General features: G+C 72.1%; 10 protein-coding genes. 5 read left to right on the top strand and 5 right to left on the bottom strand.

Annotated elements, in window-relative coordinates; translation table 11 throughout:
- The first annotated feature begins 199 nt into the window (after positions 1 to 199).
- The 5 genes from AC5L35_RS04200 to AC5L35_RS04180 all read left to right on the top strand — a co-directional run bounded on the left by AC5L35_RS04200 (position 200) and on the right by AC5L35_RS04180 (position 7,636).
- Positions 200 to 691 carry a GNAT family N-acetyltransferase gene (locus tag AC5L35_RS04200; RefSeq protein WP_495058192.1) on the top strand — a complete coding sequence of 164 codons (492 nt, stop codon included), beginning with the start codon at positions 200 to 202 and terminating at the stop codon, positions 689 to 691.
- A gap of 80 nt (positions 692 to 771) precedes the next feature.
- Positions 772 to 2,277 carry a class I adenylate-forming enzyme family protein gene (locus tag AC5L35_RS04195; RefSeq protein WP_495058191.1) on the top strand — a complete coding sequence of 502 codons (1,506 nt, stop codon included), beginning with the start codon at positions 772 to 774 and terminating at the stop codon, positions 2,275 to 2,277.
- Positions 2,270 to 4,744 (top strand): xanthine dehydrogenase family protein molybdopterin-binding subunit, encoded by a 2,475-nt coding sequence (locus tag AC5L35_RS04190; protein ID WP_495058190.1) that lies wholly within the window; start codon positions 2,270 to 2,272, stop codon positions 4,742 to 4,744. Before AC5L35_RS04195 ends, AC5L35_RS04190 begins: the two co-directional genes overlap by 8 nt.
- Positions 4,735 to 5,514: an enoyl-CoA hydratase/isomerase family protein gene (locus AC5L35_RS04185; RefSeq protein ID WP_495058189.1), complete on the top strand. Its 780-nt coding sequence runs from the start codon at positions 4,735 to 4,737 to the stop codon at positions 5,512 to 5,514. Before AC5L35_RS04190 ends, AC5L35_RS04185 begins: the two co-directional genes overlap by 10 nt.
- 7 nt (positions 5,515 to 5,521) lie before the next feature.
- On the top strand, positions 5,522 to 7,636 hold the full coding sequence (locus tag AC5L35_RS04180) for an FAD binding domain-containing protein (RefSeq protein ID WP_495058188.1): 2,115 nt from the start codon (positions 5,522 to 5,524) through the stop codon (positions 7,634 to 7,636).
- Between the two features lie 45 nt (positions 7,637 to 7,681).
- On the opposite strand, the gene AC5L35_RS04175 is transcribed toward AC5L35_RS04180, so the two are convergent.
- The 5 genes from AC5L35_RS04175 to AC5L35_RS04155 all read right to left on the bottom strand — a co-directional run bounded on the left by AC5L35_RS04175 (position 7,682) and on the right by AC5L35_RS04155 (position 13,183).
- A complete protein-coding gene (locus AC5L35_RS04175; RefSeq protein ID WP_495058187.1) occupies positions 7,682 to 9,205 on the bottom strand; it encodes a hypothetical protein in 1,524 nt (507 codons plus the stop codon).
- Between the two features lie 15 nt (positions 9,206 to 9,220).
- On the bottom strand, positions 9,221 to 9,850 hold the full coding sequence (locus tag AC5L35_RS04170; protein WP_495058186.1) for a DUF6875 domain-containing protein: 630 nt from the start codon (positions 9,848 to 9,850) through the stop codon (positions 9,221 to 9,223).
- Positions 9,851 to 10,027: 177 nt separating this feature from the next.
- Complete coding sequence (locus AC5L35_RS04165) at positions 10,028 to 11,077, bottom strand: TauD/TfdA family dioxygenase (RefSeq protein ID WP_495058185.1); 1,050 nt, start codon at positions 11,075 to 11,077, stop codon at positions 10,028 to 10,030.
- A gap of 55 nt (positions 11,078 to 11,132) precedes the next feature.
- A complete protein-coding gene (locus AC5L35_RS04160; RefSeq protein ID WP_495058184.1) occupies positions 11,133 to 12,293 on the bottom strand; it encodes a hypothetical protein in 1,161 nt (386 codons plus the stop codon).
- The gene (locus AC5L35_RS04155) at positions 12,290 to 13,183 is read right to left on the bottom strand and encodes a P-loop NTPase family protein (RefSeq protein WP_495058183.1); all 894 of its coding nucleotides are present in this window, start codon (positions 13,181 to 13,183) and stop codon (positions 12,290 to 12,292) included. Before AC5L35_RS04155 ends, AC5L35_RS04160 begins: the two co-directional genes overlap by 4 nt.
- Positions 13,184 to 14,001: the final 818 nt, after the last annotated feature.

Below are 14,001 nucleotides of genomic sequence, written 5' to 3'. Positions count from 1 at the left end.
CCGGGTAGGACCGTCCGGTCTTGCCGGTCGGATGTCTCGCCGGCACAGCCCCGGCGACTGTGGCGGCCGCGGCGGTAAACCCTGTGCTCAGCCTGTCGCGGCGGCTAGCGTCGCGGCACGTGACCGCTCGCTTCCGGGTGGCCCATCGGTCCGACGAGCGCACGATGCTTCTCGGCCTCCTCGACGGCTCGACCGCGTCGTGACGATCCGGACGGCCACCGAGGAGGACTGGCCGCAGATCTGGCCCTTCTTCTCCCGCATCGTCGAGGCGGGGGAGACCTACGCCTACCGCGCCGACCTCACCGCCGAGGAGGCCCGCGGCCTCTGGCTGATGCCCCCGCCGGCACGCACCGCCGTCCTCGACGAGGACGGGCGGGTGCTCGGTTCGGCGACGATGGGTCCGAACCGTCCCGGCCGTGGCAGCCACGTCGGCACCGCCTCGTTCATGGTCGACGAGGCGGCTCGCGGCCGTGGCGTCGGGCGCCGCCTCGGCGAGCACGTGGTGCGGTGGCACCGCGACCACGGCTACCGGGGCATCCGGTTCAACGCCGTGGTCGAGACCAACACCCCGGCCGTGCGCCTGTGGAGGAGCCTCGGCTTCGCGATCGTCGGCACGGTGCCGGGCGCGTTCCGCTCACGGGCCCACGGGTATGTCGGCCCGCATGTGATGTACCTGCAGTTCGGTCCCTGACACGCCGCGCGTCCGTCCGAGTTGCCGGACGAACATCTCCTCAGTACGGTCCGAGACAGACCATGTGATGAGGGAGGGTCATGGACCTGGCGACCACTCTGGCCTGGGCGGCCCAGCGTCATCCCGGCCGTCGTGCGGTCGGCGGGGCCGGGCGGCACCTCACCTACCGTCAGTGGGACGCCCGCACCAACCAGCTCGCCAGGGCACTGGCGGCCGAGGGCGTGCGGCCCGGCGACCGCGTCGCGCTCTCGCTCACCGGCGGGGAACCGCTGGCAAGCCTGCACCTGGCGGCGCAGAAGCTCGGAGCGGTGTCGGTGCCGCTGTCCACCCGGTTCGGCCCCGACGAGCTGGGGTACTGCCTCGACGACGCCGCCGCGGCGCTGCTGGTCACCGACCCGACCACGGCGGTGCGGGCGGCCGGCGTCACGGGCGGGGTTCCCGTCCGCGACGTGACCGACCTCGACGCCCGCGGCGCCGACGAACCGGACGGGGCGCTGCCGCCCGTCCCGGAGGACGGGGTGAGCGTGATGCTCTACACCTCCGGCACCACCGGGCGCCCGAAAGGCGTGCCGCGCACCCATCGGGCCGAGCACAGCGCCGCCGTGGCGCACGCGATCCAGACCCAGCAGCGCCAGGGCGAGGTGGTGCTCGGCGTGATGCCGATGTTCCACACCATGGGCCTGCGCACCCTGCTGGCCAGCATCGTCGTCGGGGGGACGTGGGTCGCCCAGCCCGAGTTCGACGCGGAGTCGTCGCTGGAGCTGATGCGCGCGGAGAACGTGACCTCCCTGTACCTCGTGCCCACGATCTACTGGTCGCTGCTGCACAGCGGGCGCCTCGGCGAGGTGGCGACCCTCGACCGGCTCGCCTACGCGGGCGCGGCCATGACGCCGACGCTGGTCGAGCAGCTTGTGGCCACCGCGGCGCCCACGGCGTTCGTCAACCACTTCGGCAGCACCGAGATCTACACGTTCAGCGTGGGGCCGGACGTGGCCGCGAAGCCCGGCTCGGCCGGCCGCGCCGGGATCTTCTCGGAGGTCCGGCTGGTGTCTCCGGAGGTCGGTGCGCCCCCGGACGCGCTGGTCGGACCGGGCGAGCAGGGGCAGGTGATCGTCTCGATGGGGAGCCCGGAGGCGTTCACCGGGTACTGGCACCGGCCCGACGCGGACGAGAAGGCGATCCGCGACGGCTGGTACTACACCGGCGACCTGGCGACGACCGACGACGACGGCGACCTCTGGGTGTCCGGCCGGGTCGACGACATGATCAACTCGGGCGGCGAGAACATCTACCCCGACGAGATCGAGGCGGCGCTCGTGCGCTGCGCGGCCGTCGCCGACGTGTGCGTGGTGGGCCTGCCCGACGAGCGGTGGGGGCACGCGGTCACCGCGTTCGTGGTGCCGGCACACGGCGTCGACCCCGACACGGCCGTGGCGGAGACCGTCGCCCACGCCCGGACGGTGCTGCCGTCGCTGAAACGCCCGAAACGGGTCGTCGCTGTCGAGGCGATCCCCCGCTCCGGCGTGGGCAAGACCCTGCGACGCACGCTCGTCGCCGGCGAGTTCGAGGCGCTGGCCGATGTCTGAGTCAGCGGTCGGGTCTCCGGCCGACGCAGGGGCCACGGAGCCGGCCCCGCGCTGGGCACCGGTGCGCATCGAGGACGGGCCGCTGGTGGCGGGGCAGGGCCGCTTCCTCGACGACATGGACCCGCTGCCCGGCACGCTCGTGGCCGCGGTGGTGCGCTCGACGCAGCCGCACGCCCGGCTGCGTTCCGTCGACCTGTCCCGGGCGCGGTCGCACCCCGGCGTCGCCGCGGTGGTCGGGCCCGACGAGGTGCGCGCCGTGCTGCGGCCGTTCCCCCTGTCCACCGGCACCGCGATGCCGTACTACCCGACCGGGGTCGACAAGGTGCGGTTCGTCGGGGAGCCGATCGCCGTCGTCGTCGCCACGGACAGGTTCACCGCCGAGGACGCCGCCGAGCTCGTGCGCGTGGACTACGAGCCGCTCGACGTGGTGGTCGGCGCCCGCGCGGCGCTGGCGCCCGGCGCGCCACTGCTGCACGAGGAGGCGGGCTCGAACGTGGCGACCGACCGGACCTTCCGGTTCGGCCCCGTCCAGGACGCCTTCGCCGCCGCCGAGCGCGACGGCGGGCACGTGGTGGAGGGCGAGTACGACTTCCCGCGCTACTCGTCGGTGCCGATGGAGTGCTACAGCGTCATCGCGAACTGGCAGCGCACCGACAGCGGGCCCGGCGTCGAGGCGTGGGCCAACTTCCACGGGCCGTTCACGATGGTCCCGGTGATGGCAGGCGCGCTGGGTCTGCCGACGTCGGCGGTACGGCTGCACGTCCCGGCCGACATCGGAGGCAGCTTCGGCATCAAGGCCGGGATCTATCCCTACGTGGTGCTGATGGCGCTGGCCTCGAAGCACTCCGGCACGCCGGTGCGGTGGACGGAGGACCGCGTCGAGCACCTGCTGGCCAGCTCGTCGGGCGCGGACCGGGTGATGCGGTTCGCGGCGGCCGTGACCGCGTCCGGCGAGGTGACGGCGCTGCGGGTCGACCTGGTCGACAACGTCGGCGCCTACCTGCGCCCGCCGGAACCGTCCACGCTCTACCGCTGCTACGGCAACATCACCGGGCCGTACCGGATCGGGGCGGTGGAGATCAGGGCGCGCGCGGTGGTCACCAACTCGATGCCGACCGGGCTCAACCGCGGCTTCGGCGGGCAGCAGCTGTACTTCGGCCTGGAACGGCTGATGGACGCCGTGGCCGGCGCGACCGGGCTCGACGTCGTGGAGGTCCGGCGCCGCAACCTCGTGCAGGCCTTCCCGTACGAGACGCCCACCGGCGGCTGCTACGACTCCGGCGACTACGCCGCCGCCCTCGACCTCGCCGTCCGGTGCGCCGACCTCGGCGAGCTGCGGGAGCGGCAGGCCGCGGCCCGCGCCGAGGGGGTGCACTACGGCATCGGCGTCGGGCTCGTCGTCGATCCCTCCGGCACGAACATCGGCTACGTCGGGCTCGCCACCCCCGCCGAGCAGCGCAGGCCGGGGCGGGACAAGTCCGGCTCCACCGAGCACGTGCGGATCTCCGTGGACGTGCAGGGGATCGTCACGGTGCTGCTCGGCTCGGTGCCCCAGGGGCAGGGCCACGCCACCGTCGCGCGCCAGGTGGCGGCCGACCGGCTCGGGCTGCCCGTCGAGCAGGTACGCGTGGTCGTCGACATGGACACCGCCACCACACCGTGGACGGTGACGTCGGGGAGCTACTCGTCGCGCTTCGCGCCGCTCGTCACCAGCGCGGTGGTGCAGGCGGCCGACCGGATCGCGGCGACGTTGCGCGCCGCGGCGTCGGTGATGCTCGATGTGCCCGCCGACGAGCTGTGCCTCGTGGACGGCACGGTCGCACACCCCTCCGGGCCGAGCGTGCTGTTCCGGCACGCCGCGGGGGTGGTGCACTGGGACCCGGCGTCGCTGCCGCCCGGCACCTCGGCACGGCTCTACGAGGAGGCGGCGTTCACCCCGCGGGAGACCAGCGCGGCCACCCGGGACGACCGGATCAACTCCTCGCTCTGCTACGGGTTCGTCGCCGAGATCGTCGCCGTGCGGGTCGACCCGGACACCCTGGAGATCGCGATCGACCGCGTCTCGTCCGTCCACGATGCAGGCACCGTGCTCAACCAGCAGCTTCTCGACGGCCAGGTGCACGGCGCGCTGGTGCACGCCCTCGGCGGCGCCGCGTACGAGGAGTTCACCTACGCGCCGTCGGGGCAGCCGACGTCGGCGACGTTCCTCGACTACCTCTGCCCCACCAGCGCGGAGACCGGCTACGACCTGCGCACCGACCACGTCGTCAACCCCTCGCCGCTCACCCCGCTCGGGGCGAAGGGCTGCGGCGAGGGGTCCTCGATGAGCTTCCCGGTGGCGTTCGCCAACGCCGTGGCCGACGCGCTCGCGCCGTCGGGCGTCGAGATCACCCGGCTGCCGCTGCACGGCGAGGTGCTGCACCAGCTCTTGGAGAAGAACGAGAAGGAGAACCCACCATGGCGTTGACCGGCGGAGAGGTCCTGATCGAGCGCGGGCACGACGGGCGCGTCGCGTACCTGACGCTCTCGAACGGCCCCTACACCGTGATCACGTGGGAGATGCGCCAGCTCGTGGCGGAGCGGTTCGCCGTCCTCGACGCCGATCCGGACGTTCGGGTGGTCGTGGTGCGGTCCGACGGCGAGCACTTCACCTCCGGCGGTGACATCGCGGGGTTCATGGAGGTGGACCCGATCGACTTCACCGATCTCGGCCACAACGTCACCGCAGCGGCGCGGAGCCCGAAACCCGTGATCGCCGCGGTCGACGGGTACTGCTTCGGCGTCGGGCTGGAGATGGCGCTGTCCTGCGACATCCGCCTCGCCACCCCGCGCAGCCAGTTCGCCCTGCCCGAGATGAACCTCGGCATGATCCCGGGATCGGGCGGCACCCAGCGACTGGCCCGGCTGATCGGGCTGTCGCGGGCGAAGTTCCACATCATGACGGCCACCCGGATCCAGGCCGCGCAGGCGCTGGAGTGGGGGATCGTCGCCGGCCTCCACGACGACCGGGAGGCGCTGTACGCGGCCGCCGACGAGCTCGCCGTGCGGATGGCCGCCTTCTCCCCGGCGGCCCAGCGCACGGCGAAGGAGGTGCTCGACAAGGGCGTCGACGGCCCGCTCTACACGGGCATCGAGCTGGAGCGGAAGGCCTACGCGATGCTGCGCGCCGGGCACGACTTCGCCGAGGGCGTCGCCGCGTTCACCGAGAAGCGGAAGCCGGAGTTCACCGGACGGTGAGGAGCTCATGAAACCGGCCCCCTTCGCCTACGTGCGCCCCGGGAGCCTCGACGGCGTGCTCGCCGAGCTCGCGGGCGACGACGCCAAGGTGCTCGCCGGCGGCCAGTCGCTGGTACCGGTGCTCGCGATGCGCCTGGGCCGGCCGGCGACACTCGTCGACATCACCGCGGCCCACGGGCTCGACCGGCTCGAGGTCGACGGGGGTGCCCTCCTCGTGGGGGCGGCCGTCCGGCAGCGTGCCGTGGAGCGCGCCGCCCAGGCCCGCGCCGTGCCGCTGCTCGGGATGGCGCTGCCCTTCGTCGGGCACCGGGAGCTGCGCAGCCGCGGCACCGTGTGCGGCAGCCTCGCCCACGCCGACCCGGCCGCGGAGCTCCCGGCGGTGGCCTGCTGCCTGGGCGCCGAGCTGGAGATCGCCGGCCCGCGTGGCCGCCGCACCGTCCCGGCCGGGGAGTTCTTCGCCGGAGCGATGACCACCACGGTCGCGCCCGACGAGGTGCTGGTCGCGGCCCGGTTCCCGGTGGCCGGAGCAGGGGAGGGCCACGGCTTCGCCGAGATCGCCCGCCGGCACGGCGACTTCGCACTGGCCGGGGTGGTCACGCGGGTCCGCCGCGATGCCGGCGGCGCGGTCCTCGCCGCCCGGCTCACCGCGTTCGGGGTGTCCGACCGTCCGGTGACCCGCGACGTCACCGACCTCGTGCGTGCGACGGAGGGGGCCGAGCGGCCCCTTCGCGAGGCGATGACCGAGCTCACCGCCGGCATGGTCGACACCGCGGGCGACACGCACGGCTCCCCGGGCTACCGCCGCAGGCTGCTGGCGGTGCTGGCCGCCCGCGAGCTGGCCCGCGCCCACCGCACCGCCGCCGACGCGACCCCACGCCGGGAGCCGGCGAGCCGGGAGCCGAACGGGACCCGGCCGCCCGAGCGGGCCCGTGAGCGGGTGCCTGCCCAGGAGCGGGTGGCCGTCACGTTCCGCGTGAACGGGAGCGAGGCCACCGTGCGCGTGCCGCCACGGATGCACCTCGCCGACGCGTTGCGTGAGCACGTCGGCCTCACCGGCACCCACCTGGGCTGCGAGCACGGGGTGTGCGGAATGTGCACCGTCCTCGTCGACGGCGCCGCGGCGCGGGCGTGCCTGCTGTTCGCCGTGCAGTGCGAGGGAGCCGAGATCGTCACCGTCGAAGGGCTCGGCAGCCCCGAGGAGCAGCACCCGCTGCAGCAGGCGTTCTCCGCGCACCACGCACTCCAGTGCGGCTTCTGCACACCGGGGATGCTCATGAGCTCCTACGACCTGCTGGCCGGTGACGGCGCCGTCACCCCCGAGGCCCTCCCCGAGCAGATGTCGGGAGTGCTGTGCCGCTGCACCGGCTACCGCGGCATCCTGGCCGCCGTGACGGACGTCGCCGCCGCCCATCCCACCGGGGTGCCCGCGCCGCTGAACTGCCGGCCCCGCGTGCTCATGGGACGCAGCGGAGGGTCCGGCCAGGGCCACACCGAGCGGTCGGGCGACGCGGCTCCGGAGAGCCCGCACGGCGTCGACAGCGGGGCCGACCTCACCGTCCCGGCGGGCTCCCCCTCCGCGACGGTCGAGGTGACCAGCGTGCTCGACGCTCCCGTCGACGCCGTGTGGGCGGTGCTCGACGACGTCGAGCGCATGGTCGCCTGCCTTCCCGGCGCCGAGCTCACCGAGGCACTGGGCGGCGACCGCTACCGCGGCACCGCAGGCGTGGCGCTGGGGCCCGTGAAGCTCTCGTTCGCCGGGCTCGCCCAGATCGTCGAGCGCGACGCGGGCGGCCACCGGCTCCGGATGATCGGCCAGGGTTCCGACGCGGGCGGCAGCGCGACGCAGGCCGACATCCGGCTGCGCGCCGAGCCGGCGCCGGGCGGCGGCAGCGTCCTGCGCGCGGACGCCGACCTCTACCTGTCGGGCCGCATCGCGCAGTTCGGGCGCGCGCTCGCCGGGGACGTCAGCAGGCGGTTGTTCGAGCAGTTCGCCACGGCCGTGGATGCCGCCGCGGCAGGGCGGGAGGCACCTTCGCGCCGTGGCCCGTCCCCGCTGCGGCTCGCGATCGGAGCTCTCCTGGACGCGGTGCGCCGCCGCGTGTCCAGGATGCGGAGGGGCTGAGTCGGCCGGCCCGCCGCCGGCCGACTCAGCCCTACCCGGGCCGCACTAGCTGACGTCGAGCTGGTCGATCCCGTCGGCACCGGTGAACCACCCGCTGGGTTCGGGCGGCTCCGCCGCGAGCAGAGCCGTGCTCTGGCAGGCGCCCCGGATCGCACTGATCACCACGTCCCCCGCCGGGACGCCCGGGCCCATGTGACGCACCGCGACGCTGGCCGCGGCACCGTCGATCATGTACGGGCCGAGCACGAACGGCACCCGCGCGGTGACCTGCTCCCCGGAGTCCTGGTCGCGGAACGGCATCGTGATGCGATCCGATCCGATGCGCTGCTGCAGGACCACCGGTGCCTCGCGGGCGGCCTCGATGACCGCGGCCCAGTCCTGCTCCGAACTCTGGCTTCCGAACAGCACGTTGTTCCCCGACTTGCCGACGGCGGGCTTCGACACGAGCCGGTCGCGGTCCCCGGTGATCCGGCGCAGCAGTGCCTCGTGCACGGCCGGATCGGCGTCCAGGCCGAGGCACGCGGTCCAGGGAACGTGGGCACGTACCAGTGCGCGGTCGGCCGGGTCGAGCAGCCCGGCGTCGCTGTCCTCGTGCAGCCAGGCCAGCACCGCCTTCGAGGAGATGAGGGCCGACTCCGTGCGCGGGAACAGCGCGACGGTGCGGGCCCGGTCAGCGGCACGCAGCGCGGCGAGTCCGCCGCCGTCGTCCACGATGCGGTTTCCGCCCCAGTTCAGCAGCACGAGATCGATCGGGACATCACCCGCGAGCAGCCGGTCGGCAGCGTCGAGGCGGAGGTCGGCGAGATCGGCCTGGACCACCTCGATTCCCGCTTGCCGGGCATCGGCGAGAATGGCCGGCCTGGCCGTCCGGTAGCTCTGGACCGCCCCGTCGTTGTCGAGCGCCCGGTACGTCGGCATGAGCACCCGGCCCGCGGTGCCGTTGCCGTTCCCCATCTCGGCCCGGAGCGTTCGAAGCAGTGCCGCGGAACGCGTGGGCACGGTGGAGGGCGGCGGGTACAGACCGCTCGCCGGGCACAGCCGGGCGTAGGCATCGGCGAGGCGGGGCGTCACCATGGCGCCGCCGAGCCGGGTGCTGTTGTTGAACTCGAGGAGGCGGGGCCGACCGTTCTCGATCAGGATGTCGGGGCGGGCATACCGGGTGAGCTCCGCGGCCACCAGCGGGCGGTCGTGGTCCATCAGCGGGAGCTCATGGGGAAAGCGGAGTGCCCGGTGCAGCTCACCCAGCGTCGAGGCCCGGCGCCGGCACGCGTCCACGGCCAGGTGCAGCAGCCGGGCGGCAACCGACTCGAGACCCCGGTAGGCCCCTTCCCCGATGATGACCGGCCGAAGTGGTTCCCAGCGCCTGCCGTCCGACTCCTGGCGCCGGTGGGACCCCCATCCGGTCGACGTCGACGTCCGGCGGATGAGGAACTCGCGGCGGAACTCGGCGGGGAGTGCGTCCCACGCGTCGTGGACCAGGAGGTCGAGGGGTTCGCTGCCGGCGCCGCCGCGAACTTCTGCCGCGGCGAGGGGGGCGGCGGTACGGAGATCGCTCGATGGCGAGGTCACTGTCAGCGCTCCCGACTACGCCGGCAGACCATGACGTTCGCATCCCCTGTAGTACAGCGAGAGGAGGAGCGAGTCGCGGATCTTGCCACGCTGGAAGTGTGACCGGAAGCGCGCGTTGTACTCCTTGAACCACTGCGCGGAATGATGCAGGAACAGGATGTCGTGCGGCGCCATGTGTCGTATGGCGAGCATGGCGACCGGGGCCACGGAGACTCGGAAGTCCGGGTTCCGCACCGCTCGCTCGTCGCAGTTCGGGTGGAACTGCCCGATCATCAGGCCCGCCTCCACAGCGAAGTCCTTCAGGTGGTTGTCGTACACCGCATCCAGGCGTCGCCAGCCCTCGGGTCCCATACAGGGCATGACTATCAGCCGGCTGTCGAGCACCACTCCGCTGCTCTGCGCCGGGCGCCCGGCCTTACCGAACGCGATGATCTCCGCCCGGAGCTGCTCGGTCAGTTCCGCCTCGCTGGTTCCGTGGATGTCGTGTCGCATGGTGCTCTCCAGCGCGTGCTGGGCCAGCGTGCGCGGGATGAACGGGCACACCGGCCCGGACCGGCCGACTCTCCGGTCGCCGACGGAAACGTACTCCCGCAGCCAGGTGTCGACGAGCTTCTGATGCTCGGCGGAACTCGTCTCGTCCCTCATGACGTGCCCGCCGCCGGGACCGACGGTATCGCGAGCACGTCGGCTCGTCCGGAATTCTTCATGCGACTTTTCCAATCATGCAGTGCGTTGACCTCCCTGCGAACGCGCTGGCTGCGCAGCGGGAAGTCGGACGTGCGGTCGGTGTTGGCCCGGTTGAGTTGAGCTGAACGGTCTGCCCTATAGGTCGGCCTGGGCTGGATGGGACCGGGCCGGCTGGGTCTGGGCCGGGGTCGGCTCGTGGAAGCGCAGGCGCAGGAGATGGCGCTCGGGATCGGTGAAGGCGGTGCGACCGTGCAGCGCGATGTGGTTGTTGAAGATCAGCATCCCGTCGGTGGGGATGACCTGCTGGATCTCCCCAGCACCCTGCTCGAGGTGCCTGCTCACCGTGTCCACCGCCTCGTACACCTCCGGCTTCTGGTATTCGGGATGGGCTTTGATCCCCTTCCGGATCCCGTTCTTTCGCCAGCGCCACATGGGCTTCTCGGCGAGTACCGGGGCGTAGAGGTAGCCATCCGAGGCAACGCTTGCGTACTTCTTGAACGCTTCCGGAATACGCCGGGGCAGCGCCGTCTCGCTCAATAGTCGGACCGCTGCGCGACCTTCCGGGGTTTCCTCGAGCTGGTTCACGACGACGCGGCCGTCGCGGAGCAAGGACACTCCACCGCCGCACTGGGCGGCCCGCACGGCATACAGGAGGAAGAAGCGCTCCGGAATGGGCAGGGCACCGTTGTCCGTGTGGTAGCCCGCCTTGAGGTCGTTCTCCGAGAAACTCGTGTGACCCGACGACTCGTCTCCCCGGTTCCGGACATCCCACAGAACGTGGTCGAACGGGATGTTGGCGGTCGGATCGCCGAGCAGCACGGCGAGTGCGAAGACGGCCTTGCGTTTGTCGTCGACCGCCTGCTCCCGCAGGCCGAATTCCGTCAGCATCACCGCGCACGCCTCGTCGTCGTCGAACGCCGAGCGGATGCGGTCGGTGAGCGCGGTGAGGCGTGGCGCGGCCTCCCGTAGTCGCTCGCGTAGAGCGGCGCAATCGTGCGGAGGAGCCAGCGCCTCGCCCGCGACATCAACCCCGTAATGGTCGACGAGAGCGGCCCTGACGGAGTCCTTCTCCGCCTGCCACCACTCTGCTGCGTCGTCCGTCTCCAGGCGAACGATGCTGGTGAATGATGCGGTTGTCGTCATGTGCGATACCTCCGAACCCTCGAGTCCGGCAGTCACGGTCATCTGCCGGATCGCTCACATTCGTGTCGATTCCTGCCTGCACTGCTGACGGCCTGGTTCATCGCGAAGGGGAGGTCGAGTAGGCGATCGCCGGACTCCGGGGCGTCGGCGAGGTGCGGGACGGCTCCTGTCTGCCGAGTTCCGCTCGTGCGGTTCGGGAGAGGTCGTTGTTGCTGACACCGAGGTGGATCCCGTGCCCGGCCATGGCGGCCAGCACGTCGGGAGCGAGGGCAGGGTCGGCGGCGGCCATCGCAGCAGCCAGCCGGGAGAAATGCCGCCGTTCGCGGAGGGCGTCACCGATGAAGCCCGTCGGGTTGTCCCGGCCGACCAGTTCCAGCCCGCGGAGCAGCAGGGCGTCGAAGCGGACGGGGTCGGCGCCTGCGTCGGTGATGCGGGTCCGCGCGCTCCAGCACGCGGACGCCCAGACGGTGCCGTCGGCGTGGGGGTCGCTGTGCGGGCCGCCCTGGAAGTGGGCCATCGTCCAGCGGGGGTCCAGCTTGCGGCGTCGTTGCTCGGTCTCCGGGACGGTGTGGCGGTGCCAGCCGTAGATGTCGGGGGTGCCCAGCAGCACCGCCGTGATCACATCGGAGGTGCCTTCGTCCAGGGCGGTCTTCTTGTTCGTCTGCTGCTCGGGCGGGCGCAGCCGGTTGAGCCGGAAGTCCGCGGTGTGCCGGCAGACGTGGTGGCCGACCTCGTGACAGATGATGGCCGCGTTGTGCGCGGGCGCGCAGAAGTACGGTTCGGCGCCGACGGTGGCGACGAACCCGGCGCCACCGCTCAGGTGCACCTCGCCGTCCGGGCTGGCCGCGTCCGGGTCGGCCCCCAGACCCTGCCCGGGCAGCCGGTAGTGCCCGCCGCGCCATCGACGCGTCTGCTCGTGTATCCCGATGCGCACGAGCAGGTGCGGCAGCGGATGCCCCAGCAGGCCGCTGACGTACCGCAGCGCCCGCTGGGCGTGGAACGCCGTGTTGACCACGCCGAACGCCCGCGCCGACCGGTCGGCTGCCGCGCCGGCCAGCGGCCCACCACCGGCGGAGGGGTCGAACACCAGCCGACCGCCGGTGAACAGTTCCCCGCCGCGCTCGTCGCGGACCGTGACCTCGGGCAGTACCACCTGCGCCGGCCCGACCTCGAGGACGTCCAGTTCGACCTCCCCGAGCCGGCCCGGCCCGGTCGACCAGCCCGGCGGATCAGGGAGGTAGACCGCGGCGCAGGTCACGCCGGAACCGCCGCGCCGCTCAGCAGGTCGAGCGCACCGCCGGCGATCAGTTCCGCCGGCGACAGCACGGGAAGCCCGGTCGCCGCCTCCGCTTCCCGGGACGCCAGCGGGCTCGCGGTCAGCAACCCGCTCACCGCCCGGACCGGGGTGCCCAGATCCGCCATGATCCCGACGCCTGCCACGGCACTGAGCGCATCGGCCACCGCGAGCACGACCCCGTCGGCGAATCCCGCCAGACCGGCGGCCAGCTCCCGGGTCTCCTCCTGCAGCAGGCCGTCAGCGATCTCCAGCACCACCACCGACGCACCGCGCGCGACCAGCGCGTCGCGGATCCCTTCCATGGTGGCCCGCAACCGCTGCGGCGGGTAACCGAACGTGGAGGGCATCCCGAAGTCCAGGAAGTCCACGATCTCGGACGCCCCCGCGTCCTGGTACATCCACCGGTCCTTGCCGCTCCCGGATCCGGTGACCTTGCCCGCCCCGACGCGTAACCCGGAGCGTGACCACCCCCGCACCAGCGCCGACGCCGTCGTGGTCTTCCCCGCGCCCATCGACGAGCCGACCACCACGAAGGTGCCCAACTCCGGCCGGGCCGGCGCCGGCGTCGGCAGCGCGTACCCGTCCAGCGACAACGGCCGACCGGACGGGTCGGCCAGCAGCCCCAGCACCTCCAGCACCGTGGGCTCGGCCCGTCGGGCATGCGCCGAGGCCACCTGCCCGACCACGCCGCCCGCGGTCAACAGGTGCGCCACGGTCCCCGTCGGCAAATACCCCTCGTAGTAATCGGTGGCATACCGATTACCGAACGCACCCGCGACCACGTCCCCCGGATACAGCCGAACCTGCCGGCCGTGCGTGTCCTCCAGATGGTCGTGGGCCCCCACGCTCACGATCCTGGCTCCGACGAGATCCCCTAACCGCGGCTCCCGGTCAAGACTCCCCAGCGTGACCGTTCCACGATCAATCACCCCGCGGGTGACATAACTCCACTTAGCGTCCAAAAACTGTTGCATCACTGGCCCCTCGCGCAGGTTCTCGATCGGATCTCCGCGCTCACGTATGGTCGTTTCACCCTGCTTGCAACATCACCTGAAGCGCCTGCGGCCGAAGCTCGGCAGGCGCGCAGAAGAATCAAATGTGTCGATGATCTCGTTGTCGTCCCCCGCTACCGACGGAGATCGTTTGGTGCATTCTTCTCCCGGATCGGCGTACTCGTCATCGATCACCGGTGGCAGCCGCAGACCATCCCCTTCGTCCGGACGTCCGGTTCATGCCGGGCGCAGACCACTGAAACGAGACCGCGGCGACCGCTGTCGCCGCAGGTAGGCAGGCTGGTCGCGTGCCGCCTGCCCTGTCTCGCCAGGAGTCCGGCACGCAATCACAAATGTCCAGATTGACGGAACCATGACGATCGATACCCGCATTGCTCCCCGCCGGCGATCGGCGTTGTGATCTTTCTCGAGATGACATCCGGCCCGGTCTATTGGGCTTAACCCGGAGCGGAGTGCGCATGGCCAGTGTAGGACAGAACCGTCAGTGGCCGCCCCCTGATGACGCCTTCTCATCGTACGCTTGCTTCACCGAGGTGCAAGGTTGTCATTTCGGCGTGGCGGATTTCATGATCTCCCGGCGAGCAGCCGTGCGGCCGACCGTCATTTGGCCGTGCGACCGGTTGGCGGAGAGCGGGCGCCGATTGGTCGACAACAGT

This window comes from Pseudonocardia sp. OZ21, from assembly GCF_059359135.1.
The sequence above is the reverse complement of the archived record's forward strand: the minus strand, read 5'-3'. Positions and strand labels throughout refer to the sequence as shown.

Excerpts from the sequence above, each read along its gene's own strand:
- AC5L35_RS04165 (WP_495058185.1), bottom strand. The coding sequence starts at position 11,077 with ATGACCGTGACTGCCGGACTCGAGGGTTCGGAGGTATCGCACATGACG.
- AC5L35_RS04195 (WP_495058191.1), top strand. The coding sequence starts at position 772 with ATGGACCTGGCGACCACTCTGGCCTGGGCGGCCCAGCGTCATCCCGGC.
- AC5L35_RS04170 (WP_495058186.1), bottom strand. The coding sequence starts at position 9,850 with ATGAGGGACGAGACGAGTTCCGCCGAGCATCAGAAGCTCGTCGACACC.
- AC5L35_RS04185 (WP_495058189.1), top strand. The coding sequence starts at position 4,735 with ATGGCGTTGACCGGCGGAGAGGTCCTGATCGAGCGCGGGCACGACGGG.
- AC5L35_RS04180 (WP_495058188.1), top strand. The coding sequence starts at position 5,522 with ATGAAACCGGCCCCCTTCGCCTACGTGCGCCCCGGGAGCCTCGACGGC.
- AC5L35_RS04190 (WP_495058190.1), top strand. The coding sequence starts at position 2,270 with ATGTCTGAGTCAGCGGTCGGGTCTCCGGCCGACGCAGGGGCCACGGAG.